Source organism: Acinetobacter pengchengensis, assembly GCF_982235305.1.
The window spans coordinates 1,595,729-1,612,572 of record NZ_CEVATJ010000001.1; the positions used below are offsets into that span (position 1 = coordinate 1,595,729).

General features: G+C 40.5%; 11 protein-coding genes. 2 read left to right on the forward strand and 9 right to left on the reverse strand.

Going from position 1 to position 16,844, the window contains the following annotated elements:
- Nucleotides 1-35 precede the first annotated feature (35 nt).
- The 4 genes from AC0T5Z_RS07840 to AC0T5Z_RS07855 form a co-directional block, all read right to left on the reverse strand.
- Nucleotides 36-305, reverse strand: a complete 270-nt coding sequence (locus AC0T5Z_RS07840; RefSeq protein WP_291337880.1) for a hypothetical protein — start codon at nt 303-305, stop codon at nt 36-38.
- 482 nt (nt 306-787) lie between these two features.
- Complete coding sequence (locus tag AC0T5Z_RS07845) at nt 788-1,147, reverse strand: hypothetical protein (RefSeq protein WP_291337883.1); 360 nt, start codon at nt 1,145-1,147, stop codon at nt 788-790.
- A 115-nt stretch (nt 1,148-1,262) separates the two neighbouring features.
- The gene (locus tag AC0T5Z_RS07850) at nt 1,263-5,774 is read right to left on the reverse strand and encodes a translocation/assembly module TamB domain-containing protein (protein ID WP_435337229.1); all 4,512 of its coding nucleotides are present in this window, start codon (nt 5,772-5,774) and stop codon (nt 1,263-1,265) included.
- A gap of 21 nt (nt 5,775-5,795) precedes the next feature.
- The gene (locus AC0T5Z_RS07855) at nt 5,796-8,603 is read right to left on the reverse strand and encodes an autotransporter assembly complex protein TamA (RefSeq protein WP_435337228.1); all 2,808 of its coding nucleotides are present in this window, start codon (nt 8,601-8,603) and stop codon (nt 5,796-5,798) included.
- Nucleotides 8,604-8,777: 174 nt separating this feature from the next.
- Here AC0T5Z_RS07855 and AC0T5Z_RS07860 point away from each other — a divergent pair, with 174 nt between their 5' ends.
- Both AC0T5Z_RS07860 and coq7 read left to right on the forward strand, forming a co-directional pair.
- Nucleotides 8,778-10,097: an MFS transporter gene (locus AC0T5Z_RS07860; RefSeq protein ID WP_435337227.1), complete on the forward strand. Its 1,320-nt coding sequence runs from the start codon at nt 8,778-8,780 to the stop codon at nt 10,095-10,097.
- Between the two features lie 4 nt (nt 10,098-10,101).
- On the forward strand, nt 10,102-10,737 hold the full coding sequence (gene coq7, locus AC0T5Z_RS07865; protein WP_004973212.1) for a 2-polyprenyl-3-methyl-6-methoxy-1,4-benzoquinone monooxygenase: 636 nt from the start codon (nt 10,102-10,104) through the stop codon (nt 10,735-10,737).
- A gap of 314 nt (nt 10,738-11,051) precedes the next feature.
- On the opposite strand, the gene AC0T5Z_RS07870 is transcribed toward coq7, so the two are convergent.
- The 5 genes from AC0T5Z_RS07870 to AC0T5Z_RS07890 form a co-directional block, all read right to left on the reverse strand.
- The gene (locus tag AC0T5Z_RS07870) at nt 11,052-11,489 is read right to left on the reverse strand and encodes a 2-amino-4-hydroxy-6-hydroxymethyldihydropteridine diphosphokinase (RefSeq protein ID WP_435337226.1); all 438 of its coding nucleotides are present in this window, start codon (nt 11,487-11,489) and stop codon (nt 11,052-11,054) included.
- A complete protein-coding gene (gene folB, locus AC0T5Z_RS07875; RefSeq protein ID WP_435337225.1) occupies nt 11,446-11,826 on the reverse strand; it encodes a dihydroneopterin aldolase in 381 nt (126 codons plus the stop codon). Before folB ends, AC0T5Z_RS07870 begins: the two co-directional genes overlap by 44 nt.
- A gap of 152 nt (nt 11,827-11,978) precedes the next feature.
- Complete coding sequence (locus tag AC0T5Z_RS07880; RefSeq protein WP_435337233.1) at nt 11,979-13,277, reverse strand: ABC1 kinase family protein; 1,299 nt, start codon at nt 13,275-13,277, stop codon at nt 11,979-11,981.
- Nucleotides 13,278-13,335: 58 nt separating this feature from the next.
- Nucleotides 13,336-14,064 (reverse strand): HesA/MoeB/ThiF family protein, encoded by a 729-nt coding sequence (locus AC0T5Z_RS07885; protein ID WP_435337232.1) that lies wholly within the window; start codon nt 14,062-14,064, stop codon nt 13,336-13,338.
- A gap of 875 nt (nt 14,065-14,939) precedes the next feature.
- The gene (locus AC0T5Z_RS07890) at nt 14,940-16,586 is read right to left on the reverse strand and encodes an AMP-binding protein (protein WP_435337224.1); all 1,647 of its coding nucleotides are present in this window, start codon (nt 16,584-16,586) and stop codon (nt 14,940-14,942) included.
- Nucleotides 16,587-16,844 lie beyond the last annotated feature (258 nt).

Here is a 16,844-nt window from a genome sequence, read left to right on the forward strand (position 1 = left end):
TGTTGCCTGTTCTAATGAATGAATGATATTCCACCTTAGTGTACTGTTATGGCTTGAAGATAGTGCTGTAATTGTTCACGACTACCTTCAAACTTGAGTTGAATTTCATCTTCATGCAGTATGCAATGTTCTGCACTTGTCAACGAAATTTGAACTTGATATATCTTTGTAGGTGTATCAATTTGCTGAAGTAGATACACCCGATCACCTAAACTCAAAACATAATGACTGCCGCCAATCACTGCGACACCTAGTTCATCTTCTAAGAGCAAATCTGCATTATGCAGGTAAGCAACTACTTCCATTATGCGCTCCTACTATTTTTATTATCTTTTTTAATTATTAATGAAAAAGATAAGCTTTACTAGTTTTAAGATTTAGAACTTGTCACAATTTATTTTAGTTTTAGACGCTTGATTTACTTAGGCTATTTTTTAGTAAAAGATAGTAAACTTTAAAGCATGTTTTAGAGTCTGTTGACACTTCGTCTATATATGCGACTACGCATATTTTTAAGCTAATATAAGACATGAAACAGGAAGTTTATTCATCCTAAATGACTGACTCATAACGCAATAGAAAAAATATGCTCGCCTCTTTGCGCAGCAAAAAACACTACTTTGTTTTTGCTCATGTGGCTAAAATTTTCTCAGATTACGTTATGAAACTTCACAATACTCTCGCTATTCCTTTCGTTCCATGCCTGATCTGCTTAGTTTTAGCCTATAGCACAAGTCATTTATGAAATAGTAACAGACTCTCATTTTAATTCATAAAAACCGTTCCTTTAGAACGGTTTGTAATCAGGCATTTTATCATGCGGTGTCGCGATACATTTTTCAGTAAATTGCGCACGGACTTTTTCACGTGCCGCATCAACATCAGCATTAATTTCTTCAATTGGTAATGCATAGACTTGCGCAATAATCTCTAAGATAAAATTACGGGTAATGTCATCTTCAATTTTATTGGCATGTTCAATGGCACGTTCTTTTTCAATCGCATTTTGACGATCTAACATAATGGTACGCGCAGCGTTGCCAACACTTCGACAATAGCCTTGCCATTGTTCTTCAGGGGTTAAGGGTTTCTTTTCTGCACAGCCCATTAATGCAAGCACTGCAGTCATCACCAAAATCTTTTTCATTGAAGCTCTCCTGTTGTGCTTATGATAATCAAAAGTTGGCATAAATACGAAACTATCCATACACAAGTTAAAAAAATGCGCTCTGATTGAACGCATTTTTTAGGTTAGGTTGACCTTAGAAGCGCCAGTTATAGAAAATATCCACAGCACGTTCTAAAGCTTGGCTCGCTTCCAAATACAGTCGTTTATTCATTTGATAGCGCAAAGTCAATTTATTGACAGGTGTGAAAACGCCTACACCGTAACGGATAAACAAGTCTGGGGTAATATAACCCGTCAAACTGACTTGGGTATCATCACCTGTACCCTGAGCATCAAGTGCCAAACCACTTAAACCAAATGTACGTCCAATTTGATTTGTTAAAGCACGTGTACCACCTAAACCCATACTAATACCTGCCGCGGCAATGGTACTGTTGACATCTGACTTAAAGCTTTCAGTCTGACTCAAACCACTGGTACCTTCATTAATACGACCTGTAATCAAGGCATTTAATGCTTCTTGTTCAGATAAGCCTGCATCGTTATAGACCTGAATGTTCGGGCTACTGGCTGTGCCTGTAACCCTAAAGCCGACCATACTGCCTTGTACATTTTTATTGGCATCCATATCTAAAGTTGGGTTAGAAATTGGGCCATTAAAACGCGCAATAGCACGGTTCAAATCCAGACTTTGTCCGTAAGCTTCAATTTTCACACGTTGACTTACCCCAATCGCACCATTGGCACGCATCGCAGTTTCTAAACCACGTTGAGATAAATACAAACGTCCAATCAGTGGAATACGGCTATTAAAGCCTTGGAAAATGACCCGATCACCCAAATTCAGTTCCAGGTCGGCACGAATATCCCACGGACGAGCGGAACGCAACAATGCCAGTTGATCTTGTCCCTCATGCACCACACGCACATCCGAGGACACGTTGACCACAGGAGAAGAAACTTCAGGCATAGAAATTAAAGCCCGAGGTACATCCACACGCCCTTTTAAATTCAGTTTTTTCTGGAAAGGTAAAACATCTAACGATACATCTGGCGTAATCATTGCAGTAATCAGCGGTGCTTGACGAATCAATAAATCTTTACCGTTTAGATTTAACTGAATACGTGGCTCATTCTTCCAATCTACACTGCCCGTTAAACGCCCGGCACCACCACCGCTGTTAAACGCACCATTAATACTGGCCTGATCTTGGCGGATAGATGAATAAAGCTGCACATTGGTCAGATTTACAGGTAAAGAAATCATGCTGATCGCACCATCTTTCAGGCGCATTTCACCTGTGAGCAATGGTGAAGTCAAAGTCCCGTTGACTTTGCCTGCAAAAGACAAAATGCCTGCCATTGAGCGCACATCGGCAATAAACGGTTTAAAGACTTTGAGTTGTACCTGATCAAAGGCAATTTCACCGCGGATTGGCATATTTTTAGCGTAAGGATCAATTAGTACATTGGCATAACCCGTACCAATTTCAGGCGTTTTCACATCTACACGTAATTTCAGCCCTTCGGCAATGCTTTTTGCGACCACAGCCACTTGTTCATAGCGCAAGGTAGAACCTATGTCTTGCGGATCGTCCGCAGCAAGTCCAATGACGCCATCACGCGTTACCAAATGCGCATCAATTTTCGGTTTCTGTCCTTTTGCCCATGCAGCTTTAGCATAACCATTGACCTTACCTGTAATCGCCAAACCTTCAGGCATAAATGCAGAAAAGTCATTTAAGTCTAAGTTTTGAGTCACAAATGATGCATTGGCTTTGGTTTTACTCACGCGAATAGGCTGATCAAAACACAATTGGCTTTGCTGACTCATCCAGCAGTGCGCACCAACATACAGCTCACTGGTTTTGTTTTGATAAATCACGGCTGCGTTTTGGCGCTGTGCCAAGTGGGTTCTTAAAGAGTCAAAATCTCCTTTCTGAATTTGTCCCATCCAATCATTTTGTGCATTTAAACCACCTGCCAATTGCACATAAAACTTACTCAACTTATTTTCAGCTTCAAGTTTTAAAATATGCGCCTGACGTGTGCCTGCTAAAGAAATTTGCCCTTTCTCGATGCCACGGTTGCCACTGCGTAAATTTTCCATGGATGCCGTCATCAGCGTTGGCGTATTTTCAGAGGTTGGCAATTCACCTTGTAGGCGTAATTTACGCACGCTGAAAATATTATTTACACTAAACTGATCAACAGCAATATTGGCAGTGGCTTGTAAGCGTGGCTGTGACTGCACATTGATATAGCCATAGGCACGTCCACGCAAACCTGAATAGATTTCGTATAAAGCAGGCGCATTGACTTTAATACGCAGATTTTGTGCATTTCCTGTTGCTTGTAACTGATTTTTGGCATAAGACAAAAATAGATTATTGGCTTCAAACTGTTGTGGGAAAAAGCCTTTTTGATTGGCATCAATCAACATGGCTAAATTACCCGTACCACGTACAGGTTTATTATTGAGCATGCCTGCCAAATTCAGACGTTCAATGTTGATCCGTTTTTGTGTGTCCGACCAAATACCCTGGGTGCGAATATTGCCCGATAATTCACCACGGACACTGGACACAAAATAGTGCGGCTTAAAGCGAATTAAAGAAGCGTTTAAATTCCAACTCACCCCCTGATTCAAATGCAGCAACCCATTCGCCACAATTTGCCCTGCAACACCATTGTGTCTCAAGTCGCTAATTTTAATTAGTTCAGGCGTACCCGATAACTTTAATTTTAAATGTCCTTTACTGCCTTGAATGGCACTAGCATTTAACCCACCATCATAATTCACAGCAAAACTTTTAAAACCACCGCCTGCTTTGACATCATGGAACAATAAAGCGATGGTGCTTTGCCCAGTTAAATGTACGTTTTCATTTTGATTGACCAAACGCCCTGTTAAATTAATGTCATTCAAATGAATAATTTGCTGATTTGGCAATGCAAAACCATTGGCTTTAAACTGCCCATTCAACACATTAACAGGTGCTGCGGTGCTGATACTTTGCGGATTAAAGTTTTTCGCAGCCAAGACTGTATTCCATTTCAACTGACGTTTATCAGTTGGTAAATCAATGACGGCGCTGCCTGCCAAATGACTATCTGCGGTATCAAATTTAAAATTAGGAATATTTAAGCGATTATTCTTTAAATTCAGTTTGGCTTGGTACATACCTGCAGGTAGCATAGTTTTTTCATGTGTGCTGACTTTAGTCGCCACAAAAATATCTTGCTGGCCTTCTACTAAGGCCAATTTCACATCACCCGATTCACTTTTTAGCCAACCCACATACGGCACTGCACGGTCAATATTATTCCAGCGCACATCCAACAACATTGGATTCGCCGCTTTACCCTGTATAGGATTTTGGTCTAGTTTTAAGTTCCATGTTTCATATCGGTCAAAATCAATTTGTGCAGTTAAATGCGTACCTTTTTCCAAATGACCTTTAGAAGTCAAATTGGCATCTAAACTTGGCGGTAAAAAGTCTTTGACCACTTGAGGAATTATTGGATCTTTAGGATTAATTTTATCCAAACGCCCCGTTAAATCCCAACTCACTTTTTGATCCCAACTGACAATACCCGCTAAATTAGCTGCACCTTGCATGAGTTGTGCATTTAAATTACTGATATTCAGTTGATGAACTAAATCGGTATACATCAAACCTGTATATTGACCTTTAGGAATGTGTTTACCACTCAAATCCGTATTCACATCAATATTTAAACGCTTAATATCGCCTTTAAATTTGGCGACACCCGCGTTAGTAAAAAGTTCCTGCTCGGTCAAAATAGGCCAACGGTAGTCTTTAAATTGTAACTCACCAAACATTGGCACTTCTTTGCGCATGGGGTGCAACACCACCCATCCTGTAAGTAAGTCAGGCGTATTTGTTGCAACACCCGCCTGAATTGTGTCGAGTGTACCTTTGCCGACCACTTTAATATCGTGAATATTTAAGCTGGTATGTAAAGATGGAATATTTAAATCACCCACCACATTAAGCGGATATTTACCTTCAAACTTCATATTGCCTGTGGCATTGCGTACATTCAAATATTCCATATCAATATTAGAATCTTCAAATTTAAGCTCTGTGCCCGACCACAAGGCATTATTTAAATGAATATCGTAAAAATCGACCTGTGTACCAGAAGCGGTTTGAATCAATAAATGATCGACATCAGCAGTATCTAAACGCAAAACAAAAGGTAGGCGAATTTCATTGAATTTGAATGGATCATCACTCGGTGGGCCTTTCGGATAAATCCGCAGATTACGCACATCGGCACGGTTAAGATGGATTTCTTTATCTAAAATGGCACGCCAACCAAGAATGACATCAGCACGGTCAATTTTGACATCAACAGGTTTTAAACTGACGATAATATTGCGCAGAATAATCCCATGCCATAAATTACCACCTTCATATTCATAGTGAATAATTTCTTGGCGCTGCAAAACACTGTCTAATAAGAACTTCGAGCCACGGTCTGTTGAGAACATCACCACCAATGCGGACACCAATAAAACCAGCATCAACAGCAGTGACAGTAAAACACTCCTGAGTATTCGACGCTTTTTAGGTGGCGTTACTGGGGTTTCTGGTTGCTGTTCAACTTCAGCCATAATGTTCTCTAAGTCTTAAATTTATAGTTGAGAGCCAATAAAGAAATGTAAACGGATTGGATGATTGTCATCTGAAATACCAGAAGCCACATCAAACCGAATTGGACCAATCGGTGATGCCCAACGTACCCCCAAACCTACGCTATATTCGGTGTCGTTGCTAAAGTCTTTATCGTAAGCATTACCAAAATCACTAAATACGGCTGCGCGCCAACCCTCTTTAAATTGATAGTTATATTCTAATGAACCAACTGCCAAAGCCTGACCACCAATTTTAAAGCCTTCAATTTGTGGTGTTAATGACTTGTAGTCAAAGCCACGTAAAGACTGATCTCCACCGGTAAAATAACGCAAGTTATACGGCACTTTATTAAAATCTTCGGTATAGATATAACCTAAGTCACTGCGCCCGACAAATTGATGGTCGTCATTTTCACCCAATGAATAAATAAAACGCCAACCTGCATTCAGAATGGCTAAATCTGCATCACTAAGCAGTGACTCACTTCCCAGCTCTATTTTATAAATTTGGCGGAAACCTTTGCTTGGGTTGACACGACGGTTGCTGTCAGTGCGTGAAACTTCATAGCCAAGCAATAACGATTGTTGCTCGACATCACCATTGGCAATAAAGGCATCAGGTACTTTTCCAAAGAATACAGTGCCATCTTCAGTCAAGCGATCTAGTCGATAACGTAAACCAAAAGTATGTTGCCAGCTGCCCATTGGTTTTTTTATCACACGGTCAACACCTGCAACCGCAGATTCAATCATCAAGCCGCCACCTTGTGCGACATCGTCACGTTCTTCACGCTCATAACCACCTACCAACGCAATATTATCATTCAGTGGATGGTTATAAGGAATGTTATAGCGTCCATCAATAGCTTGACGAATTTGTGAAAGCTCCAAGTTGGCATCGAAAGAGTGACCGCGTTTATTAACAATGGCACGGCGATATTGCCCACGCAAACGCACGCCTGTGTCAGTTCCAAAACCCGCACCGACTTCGGCACTATTTAAGCGGTCTGCATTTAAAGTCACAATCACAGGAATTTTTTTATCAATACGTGCCTGTTGTTTTAAGCGTTCTTCTTCCGATTGTTTATCTTCTTGCTGTGCTTGTAACATACGCAGTTTATCGTTGCTTGCAACTTCTTCTGTACCCGCAAACCCAGCTTCGCTCACCACAGATTGTGTCACTTCCTGAGATGACACCACGCGTTTTTGATCGACAACTGTGGGATCGTAAATAGAGAGTTTTTGATGATCGACCAAAGCCTGAATATCAGGCGGCAATTCCAAAGGATGCTCTACAGGATCAGGGCGAATTGTATCCACCAAGGTGTAGTTAAAATAACGCGAGTTGGTGAGATTATTGGCCAAACCATTCACACGCCAAAAAGTATAGTCAGCATTGTCCTGCCAAGTGACCATACTTTGCAGAATATCCATATCCAAAGGGAATTCTTTGTTTGGATCGCTCATACGAAATTCGACGTTACCGAGTTTATAACGCTCGCCCGTTTCGTAACGTAAATTGATATCGGCTGTATTTTGAGGTTGAGCAACTTTAACGTCATGCAGACGCCAGTAACTGTCAAAATAACCGTTATCTGAAGCTGCATCGGTAATACGCTTTTTGGTTTGTTCATACAAACCATGATTAAACACATCATCTACTTCTTGATCTGGCAATACGCCAATGACCTGAAATTGTGCCTCGTATTGTCCTTCGCCTGTAAATTCAATATTTTGCTGTTTAATCGCCACAGGTGGATTTGGCACAACATGCACTCGCACGCGGCTATCGTTGAGTTTTTCAAACTTAAACTCGGCATTATAAAAACCCACCGCCTGCGCAGCCTGATTTGACAACGTACGCAGTTGTGGCAATGCCGATGGAAAATCTGCAAAAGACTCCTGGGTAAAACTTGAAAGTTTGGCCTTAATGTTAGCACTTAAATTATCTACTGCTGTTCGATAAGCTTCTGGTGAAACTTCCCCAATGGCGTTTTGTGTTCCATTTTGAGCGCTGTTTGCACTAATCACCACATCAGCGCTGATGCGCGGCACTTTGGCTGTATTTAGCTCACGCGGTGGACGGACTTTGTAAAGTAAACGTCTAAAAAAACCAGGTTTATCGGCATTTTCATCCTGCGTCATCCAACCCAATTCAGTCATTAAGGTATCTGCAGGATTGGCTTCCACTACAAAATTGCTGTCTGCCTGAATGTTTGTCATGAGCTGATCAACATTTACAGGCGCTTGATCAATTTGTAGCAACTCCTGCTGTGTCGCATCTTGCACCAATGTTTCAGGCACTTGACCATTGCGGTCTAGCATCGCTTCTTGTTTGGCTTGTTCTGCTACCTGAAAAATTTGATTAGCAAGCTCCTGATCTACAGGTGCAATGGGTAAATCTTCTAAGTCTTCAAATTCGATAGGCTGAAATTCAGCAAAAGATGCACCTGCATGTTGTTGCTGTTGCAGCATTTCTAGACTATTAAATTCAGGCGTTTGTGTTTGCTCTAAAGCTTCTTCAATTTTTTGCAGATCTTCGGCACTGTCTTTGCCTTGTGCTGCTGCCAATTGTTTAATTTCTGTAGCTAAATTTTGTGCTTCTTCTGCAGTTGGAGTCTGCAACGGTGTAGGATTTTCAGCAAGCTGAGCGTTTGAATTAGGTACCGTAAGACTTTCTGCAAAACTTGAAGATGCAACTAAACCTAAAAACAGACTCAGTCCGAGCTTTTTCGGCATATTCCAGCATAAAATTGCATGCATACTGGAACACAGTACTGATTTTTTAAAGTTTGTATTTACAAGCATAAAAAACTCTAAACTGATTTAATTTTTATAGAAAAACCCCAATCAACCCGCGTATAAACACTAATTTATTTGATTTTTCATCAGTGAAAAGACTTGAAACATCATACATGATTTTCTGTACAATTATATCAAGCGGTCACATTTCTTAATAAAACTACACGAAGTTAATCACGCATGGAAAAAAATGAACATTTGTTAAAGAGTCGTCGCTTTTTGCCGATGTTTCTCACTCAATTCTTTGGCGCACTCAACGATAACGTATATAAACAAGCGCTGCTTTTGGTCTTTACCTATGGCTTGATTAGTCAGCAATCTGCAAATGTCAGTACCCTGAACAATTTGGCAGCCTTGCTGTTTATTTTGCCCTATTTCATTTTTTCTGCCACCGCAGGACAATTGGCAGACAAGTATGAACGCGCCCAATTGGTACGTGCCATCAAATTGCTGGAAATTATCATCATGCTGATTGCGACTGTAGGTTTCCTGTTAGGAAGTTTGTGGTTGTTGCTGACCGCCCTTTTTTTAATGGGCGCACAATCGACCTTTTTTGGCCCTATTAAATATGCCATTTTGCCTGAAGCGCTAAAACCGCATGAACTGATGTCCGGTAATGCAATTTTCCAGTCAGGTACATCTATTGCGATTTTATTGGGGATGATTTTAGGCGGTGCAGTGATTTCAGTATCTGCAGGAAATTTAGTCTGGATTAGCTTAACTGTAGTGATTATTGCTCTGATTGGTTATGCCTCAAGCCGTTTTGTACTGACGCAACGCGTTACTGCACCCGACATTCAAATTGACTGGAATTTTTTCCGTACCAGTTTTCAGACTTTAAAATATGCCAAAAGCTTACCCATGATTTTTCTAATTTTATTGGGCAATTCTTGGTATTGGTTTTATGGGGCAACTTATTTAACCCAAATTCCGCAGCTCACTCAGCAAAATCTGCATGCCTCTGAAAATGTAGTAAGTTTATTACTGACGCTATTTTCTGTCGGCATTGGTGTAGGTTCTTTGCTCTGCCGTAAAATAGGCGGTACAGAGGTCAATATTAAAATGGTGCCTATTGGTGCAGTCGGTTTAACCATTTTTGCTTTTTATTTAGCGGGCGCATTGGCTTTTGTACCAGAAAAAACGGGCGCACTATTGGGCTTAAGCGAAGTCTTTCAGCAAGGATGGAGCTATTATCATGTCATGTGCGCAGTCACTTTACTAGGTATTAGCGGCGGTTTTTACATTGTACCCTTATATGCCATGATGCAAGCTTATTCCCCTCGTTCGCACCGTGCACGTGTGGTTGCTGCCAATAATATTCTCAACGCCATTTTTATGGTGTCATCTGCCATTTTTTCGATTTTAATTTTAAGTATCTTAAAAATTGATTTAAAAATTTTATTTAGCATTACTGCCGTTTTAAGTGCTGTTTTCACCTTTTGGCTCTTGTTAAAACTCAAGCCAATGTTAGATACTGCACAGGACTCTTTGGAGGATTAATTTCATGCGTCATTACACAGGCATCGACAAGTTTATTCATTCATTTGACCAAGCCTTGCGTAGTTTAGTACCTGGCACAACTTCGGCTCAACGCGAAAACCCAGGCAATACGGTTGAAACTAAATTGGCAGTGAGTGAAGCACGTCATGTTGCTGGCTTAATGCGGGTAAACCATAGTGGTGAAGTCTGTGCACAAGCCCTATATCACGGTCAGGCTTTAACCGCGAAACTGCCCAATGTACGTCGTGAAATGGAACAGGCTGCAATTGAAGAACAAGACCATTTGGCATGGTGCGAAGACCGCTTAAAAGAGTTAGACAGCCACACCAGCTTACTTAATCCTGTATGGTACGGCTTATCTTTTGGGATGGGTGCAATTGCAGGTATTGCAGGCGATAAATACAGCTTGGGCTTTGTGGCGGAAACTGAGCGTCAAGTCAGCCTGCATTTAGAACATCATATTAGCCAGTTACCTGAACAAGATGATCGTTCACGTAAAATTCTAGTGCAAATGAATGAAGATGAATTGCATCATCGTGATACGGCGCTCAAGGCAGGTGGTGTAGATTTGCCAGTGCCTGTGCGTTTAACCATGACTGCAATTTCCAAACTCATGACCAAGACCAGTTATTATATTTAGTGAATTGAAAACACTTAAACGCTCACGATTGTGGGCGTTTTTTATGCCAATAAATAGAAAAACATCTCAATTAAAACGATCAAGACATAACAGATAAAGAGCCAATTTTGAGTTATCCCAAGATTTATCCGCAGATTTTGTGGATAGTTTTTAAGTGCAAAGCCAAATAAATACAGAAAAATATTGTTTTTGATGGTTTTTTATACAAAAATATAAGCAAGAGATGAAACGATGATGTCAGCCGAAACGAGATCACGTATCACCGCCAAAATTTAAAGATGTGTACTACACATCTATCACTTTTACTGACTGATTTACTCTTCACAACTCACAATTGCATTATCATGCGTAGAATGCACAAAAGCCTCATCTTGCCAAATATCCCACATCGGAATTTTCACATCTAAAGCCAGTGGTAGTTTTTTCGGATTGATTTGCATTTGAGCTAAATTTTCACCCCACGCAATAATATCTATATCTAACGGAATATCGTGCGATGGACGCACACGTCCTGCTGCGACTTCCAATTCCTTGAGGATGATATTTAGCTGCTCAAAGCTTAAACGGCTTTTGAGTAAACAAGCAGAATTCCAATAGTCTGCACCAATCCCATCACGGCATGGAATCAGGTAAATCTGTGAAAACTCCACTTCGCCCAAAGCAGCAATTTGCTGATAGGCATTTTTAAACTGACGTGGTGCTTCGCAGTTACTCGCCAGAGCGAGGGCAAAAATCGTTTCGGTGGCGTTCAAGACGAATTCCTACAGAATTGGCTTCTGGAATAATGGCAGGTTTTCGAATGGTGATGCTAATGGATTCAATTGCGGTAAAAGTCGTAAAAAGTGCATCTAAGACCAATTGTGCGGCGTGCTCAATCAATTTGGGAGCAGCGTGCTGAATCACCTGCGTTGAAATGCTGCAAATTTCTGCATAATTGAGCGTGTCTTGCAGCTCATCTGAAGCTGCAGCTTGGCTCAAATTGGTGGCAATGATCAAATCCAACATAAGCGGTTGTTGAATCTGACGCTCCCATGTAAAACAGCCCACGACTGTTTCTACTTTTAAGCCTTCAATGATAATTGCGTCCATGATCACACTCTATATTTCATTTGAAATCCTTCTATCCTCTTCTATTGAAAGAGATATTTGCCGTATTTTAAAGCCACGCAGAACTTATAAAACAAAAGATCAGTGGCTTTAAAATATGCAACCAGAAGGCTTGATTCGACCAATATGGGTAATTAATGCTTTAACAACAAATTCGGATCAATACTTTGTACCATCTGCAATCGTTGATCGGCATAAATATCGGTATAAGGTGCTAAAACGCGCATAAAACGGTCAAAGTACAACATTTGCTTGAACAGTAAAGCAAAGTCACGCGGGAAACGGATTCCGTGACGCTCACCCACAGCAACCATATCGAGCATGATGTCATTTAAATCGGCGGGGTTAGAAGTCAGCAATTCTTGAGGATCGGCCAGCAATACGCCACTAAATAAACGCTCTAAATCTGCTGCTAAAACCTGAGTATCAATTTGCTTGTCGGTCATGCCCATTTTGAGCATATTTTCCGCCATAAGCGTGTAGTTGGTATTTTGCAGAGCATCCATAAAGGCCATACATGCAGTCCACACTTCGGGATTCAGCTGTCCAACAATACCAAAATCAATAAATCCGACACGCCCATCTTCAAGCAACATCAAGTTACCTGCGTGTAAATCGGCATGAAAACTGTTACACATCATCAAGCTACCAAACCATGTGTTCATAGCAATAATCAACACCTGCGATGGGTCGTTGGACACTTGTTTCACCACGTCAAAATCGGTCAAAGGTACGCCATACAAGCGCTGCATGGTCAATACGCGACGGGTGGAATATTGATGATAGACCTTAGGTGCAGTGGCTTTTTTGTTTTGGGTCACATTCAGATAATTAATAAAATCATCTAGGTTACGTGCTTCTTCAATAAAGTCGACTTCACGCACCATACGGGTTTTGATTTCTTCGACAATATCGGCCAAGGATGCAAATTTGACTTTAGGCACAGCTTTTTCAAGCAGTTTGGTTGCCCAGTGCAAAACATTTAAATCGGTATAGAGAATGGTTTCTACACCTGGTTTTTGCACTTTAATCACCACATCTTCGCCACTCACCAATTTTGCAGCATGTACCTGCGCAATGGATGCTGAAGCTAAAGGTTTTTCATCTATTGAGGCAAATATTTCATCTAAATTGCGCCCTGCAAATTCAGATGCCAATACCTGCTGCACATAGCTAAACGGCAAAGTTGGGGTTTGATCTAAACAACCTTGGAATTCTTCGACATATTCACGTGGGAACAATGACGGTGTGCTAGCAATAAATTGTCCAAGTTTAATGTAGGTTGAACCTAAAGATTCAAATGTTTCGCGCATGAGTTTGGCATTACTTGGCTTTTCAGTAGCATATTTAATGCCTGCTTTAGCTGCCACTACGGCAGTTTCACCCATGCGAGCAACTGAACGTAAACCATCTAACCAGATATTATTTTTCATCATGTCTGAGTCATATTAAAGTAATGTGAGTTTATCAAAAAATTGCCAAGTAAAAAGGCTATCTTGCCTGACAAACTGGACAGTTATGGTCTTGATCAAAAGACAATAAGCGTTGTTTCATGCTTAAACCATCCCAAAGCAATAGTTTTTGTTTCAGCGCGGTGTTACCTAAACCCAAGTACAATAAGGCATGATGCGCTTGTAAAGTAGCCATAACATTCGGTGTGGTTGCCAATACGCCACTGTCGGCACAGCGCAAACTTTCATTGACATGTTGTTCTTTCGGGAACAGACATTCATAACATGCTGAGTCCCCTTCAACCATAAACATTTGCCCTTGAAAACCAATGGCAGAGGCACTGAGTAAAGGCACATTTAATTGTCGGCAATATTGATTGACCAAATATCGGGTACTGAAATTATCGCAACCATCTAAAACCAGATCTTGTTGGGCAATTAAAGTGCCTGCATTTTGCGCATCTAACAGCGTGGTTAAACTAACAATTTCGATATAAGGGTTAATTTGCATTAATCGTTTTGCAAGAATTTCAGCTTTATAAAAACCTAAATCAGCGGGGGTATAAGCAATTTGTCGTTGTAAATTACTAGTTTCAATCATATCGGCATCAATTAGGGTGATTTTACCCACGCCTGCACGAGCTAGTAATTCTGCACTTAAACAGCCAATCCCGCCACAACCCACAATCAGTACATTGGCAAGTTTTAATTTTTCTTGTGCTTCAATATCCCAGCCATCCAATAAAATTTGTCGGCTATATAGATGCATTTCTGCATCGCTCAATTCCAACTGAGTATCGAATATGCTTTCCAAGAAAATGCCCTATGCTGCAAAACCAAAACGCCAAGTATAACGGGTATTCAAAGCAAACCGTTATGACGGCGGTTGAATTGTTGTGTATTTAAACAGATACAAGATATGTAGCGACTTGCTCAAATCGGTAATTCCACCATTCCAATTACATGCCATATTCCCGACTTTGTCTGAGGTTGTACCATTTTTTTACAGGTGGTATTCGCGTTGCTGTCGTACAACCATTTATAACCTGCAGTGGCGTAAATATAAAATCAGGAACAAAGTTCAAACCAACTTCTACGCCTACAGGGAAAAAGACAAAACTGACATCGTTAGCAAGCAGCTTTGAACATACGCAGCTACAACCAATATCTGCGTAAGTGTTTAAATAAAAAACATAATAGCTGATGGGTTTAAATGTCCACCCATATTGAATTCGTAATAGCTGCAATAGGCTTTACTTTCAACAGTTGTTGCTTGGATCCAGTTTTGTATAGCTGCTAGCAGACAATAGTAAAACTGCACCCATCCATATCGACTTTGTAAATATCTGCTTTGACGGCTGCATAAAGTTTAAATGTGCTGTTAACATGATATTCCCCAATATGTGTTGCTCTGCCCGCATGCTTTTATCTTAATCGAGGTACATGTCAACTTACCTATCGTGTAAGCTAAGCTTAAAGTTGAAAATATCACATCACAAATATGATGCACACATTTTCGGTCGATTGAGTTTGCACTTGCATTATTAGATGGCTTAAATAAAAAATACTGCTTTAAAAAAACGCCAATCTGCATGATTGGCGTTTTTTTATGGCGTAATAATTAATAAGGTCTGTTGGCTAAATTTAACTCACTTTTTTCAAAGCATCTTGTTTCGCAATTTCTTGTTGCTTCAATAAATTACACTGAATTTTTCCACTGGAGGTTTTAGGCAAGCTGCTAACAAATTCAATTTCTTTAGGATAGGCATGTTTCGATAAGCGTGAACGCACATATTGTTGCAGCTTTTCCTGTAATACAGTGCTTGGTTGATATTGATTTTTTAAGACTACAAAAGCTTTCACCGCTTCAGTTCGTTCAGGGTCAGGCTTACCAATCACTGCGGATTCAAGTACTTCCTCACATTCAAGCAAGGTGCTTTCTACATCAAAAGGCCCCACACGATAACCCGAAGTTGTAATGACATCGTCTGCACGACCAATAAAATCAATTCCACCAAATTCATTTAAACGTACTGTATCACCAGTTAAATAATACTGTCCCACAAATGATTTACGGTCATGTACATCATAACCTTTGAACCACATTAAAGGCGATTGCGATTCATCCAGTGCCAGTGTGCCAATTTCACCGTGAGCAACTTCTTGGTGCTGTGCATTTAAAACCGCAAAACGATGTCCAGGAATGGCATAACCGGCAGAGCCTACTTTTTTCTGATGTTCTAATGCATGATGATTGGCAATCACCATCCCCAATTCGGTTTGTCCATATTGATCATAAATATTGACTTGTAAATCATGCTTAAACCAATGAATTACTTCTGGTGTAAGCGGCTCACCTGCGCTACTGACCACACGCAAATGTCGTTGAATATCGCAATCAAATTTTTCTTTAAAACCAAAGAACATTCTAAATGCGGTTGGTGAACCTGTTAAATTGCTCACCTGATATTTACGTATAATTTCCAGTGCATGATCAACACTAAATGGACGCTCATCCATTATAATGCTATGCCCCAAACTTAGTGGCCCTGTAATACCGTAATACAAGCCATAAGCCCAACCTGGATCGGCTAAATTCCAAAATGAATCTTCTACTCTTAAATCAACGGCATGCTGCATATAACCTTTAAATGCCACAATGGCTTTTAAAGGCACAGGTACAGATTTAGCTAAACCCGTAGTGCCTGACGTGAACATCATCAGAAAATCATCTTCAAAACCACGATATACCGTTTCAAAGTGGCTGTCTTGGGTGGTTAGAACTTGCCAGAAATCTGCATCATGGTTTTGATTTTGATTTGCTGCGTCCACAGTTAAAATTTTCACATCAGACAAGGCATTTAGTTTTGGACGCTGCTGAGTATTAGTTACAATCAGCTGTGTCTTTGCAGTTTGAATACGATGCTCAATCGCTTTAGATTCAAAGGCTGTAAATAAAGGCTGATATACAGCCCCAATACGCCATGTAGCAAGAACCGTAACTAACAACTCAGGCGTACGCGGCAACAATCCTGCAATACAATCACCTGCTTTTAAGCCCAGTTGGGTAAAATAATTTGCCAATTGCCCAGATGCATCTGCAAGTTGATCAAATGTCCAAGTTGCAGATTGCCCTTGTGTACCTTCCCAAATTAAAGCGGTTTGTTGAGTACCGATATAGCGTCCGCAACATTCTTCATAGGCATTGAGTGCCGTTGGCGTTCCTGCCAATTGGGTTTGAATCAATTGCTCAATATCAAACTGTTGATATGCCTCTTGCAAAGTTTTCATTCTTGTAAGCTCCGTCTTAAACTGATGACACTGCAATTCATTTGCAGCAATATGCGTTATTGTTTTAACCGTTTTTTACAAGTTGGGATTGAATCGCTCTTTAAAATTTCATTGGGTTTGATGTGATGAAGTCGATCATGCGATGCAATCACTACATGATCTTCGCGTATTTTTCAATCAAGTTAGCTAAACATGATTTAGACATTTACTCAATTTCCATATCCTGCAATGACATTGCCAGCTTTGGACACCGACTAA

Coding starts and splice junctions, on each gene's coding strand:
- AC0T5Z_RS07840 (WP_291337880.1), bottom strand. CDS start 305: ATGGAAGTAGTTGCTTACCTGCATAATGCAGATTTGCTCTTAGAAGAT.
- AC0T5Z_RS07845 (WP_291337883.1), bottom strand. CDS start 1,147: ATGAAAAAGATTTTGGTGATGACTGCAGTGCTTGCATTAATGGGCTGT.
- AC0T5Z_RS07850 (WP_435337229.1), bottom strand. CDS start 5,774: ATGGCTGAAGTTGAACAGCAACCAGAAACCCCAGTAACGCCACCTAAA.
- AC0T5Z_RS07855 (WP_435337228.1), bottom strand. CDS start 8,603: ATGCTTGTAAATACAAACTTTAAAAAATCAGTACTGTGTTCCAGTATG.
- AC0T5Z_RS07860 (WP_435337227.1), top strand. CDS start 8,778: ATGGAAAAAAATGAACATTTGTTAAAGAGTCGTCGCTTTTTGCCGATG.
- coq7 (WP_004973212.1), top strand. CDS start 10,102: ATGCGTCATTACACAGGCATCGACAAGTTTATTCATTCATTTGACCAA.
- folB (WP_435337225.1), bottom strand. CDS start 11,826: ATGGACGCAATTATCATTGAAGGCTTAAAAGTAGAAACAGTCGTGGGC.
- AC0T5Z_RS07880 (WP_435337233.1), bottom strand. CDS start 13,277: ATGAAAAATAATATCTGGTTAGATGGTTTACGTTCAGTTGCTCGCATG.
- AC0T5Z_RS07885 (WP_435337232.1), bottom strand. CDS start 14,064: ATGCATCTATATAGCCGACAAATTTTATTGGATGGCTGGGATATTGAA.
- AC0T5Z_RS07890 (WP_435337224.1), bottom strand. CDS start 16,586: ATGAAAACTTTGCAAGAGGCATATCAACAGTTTGATATTGAGCAATTG.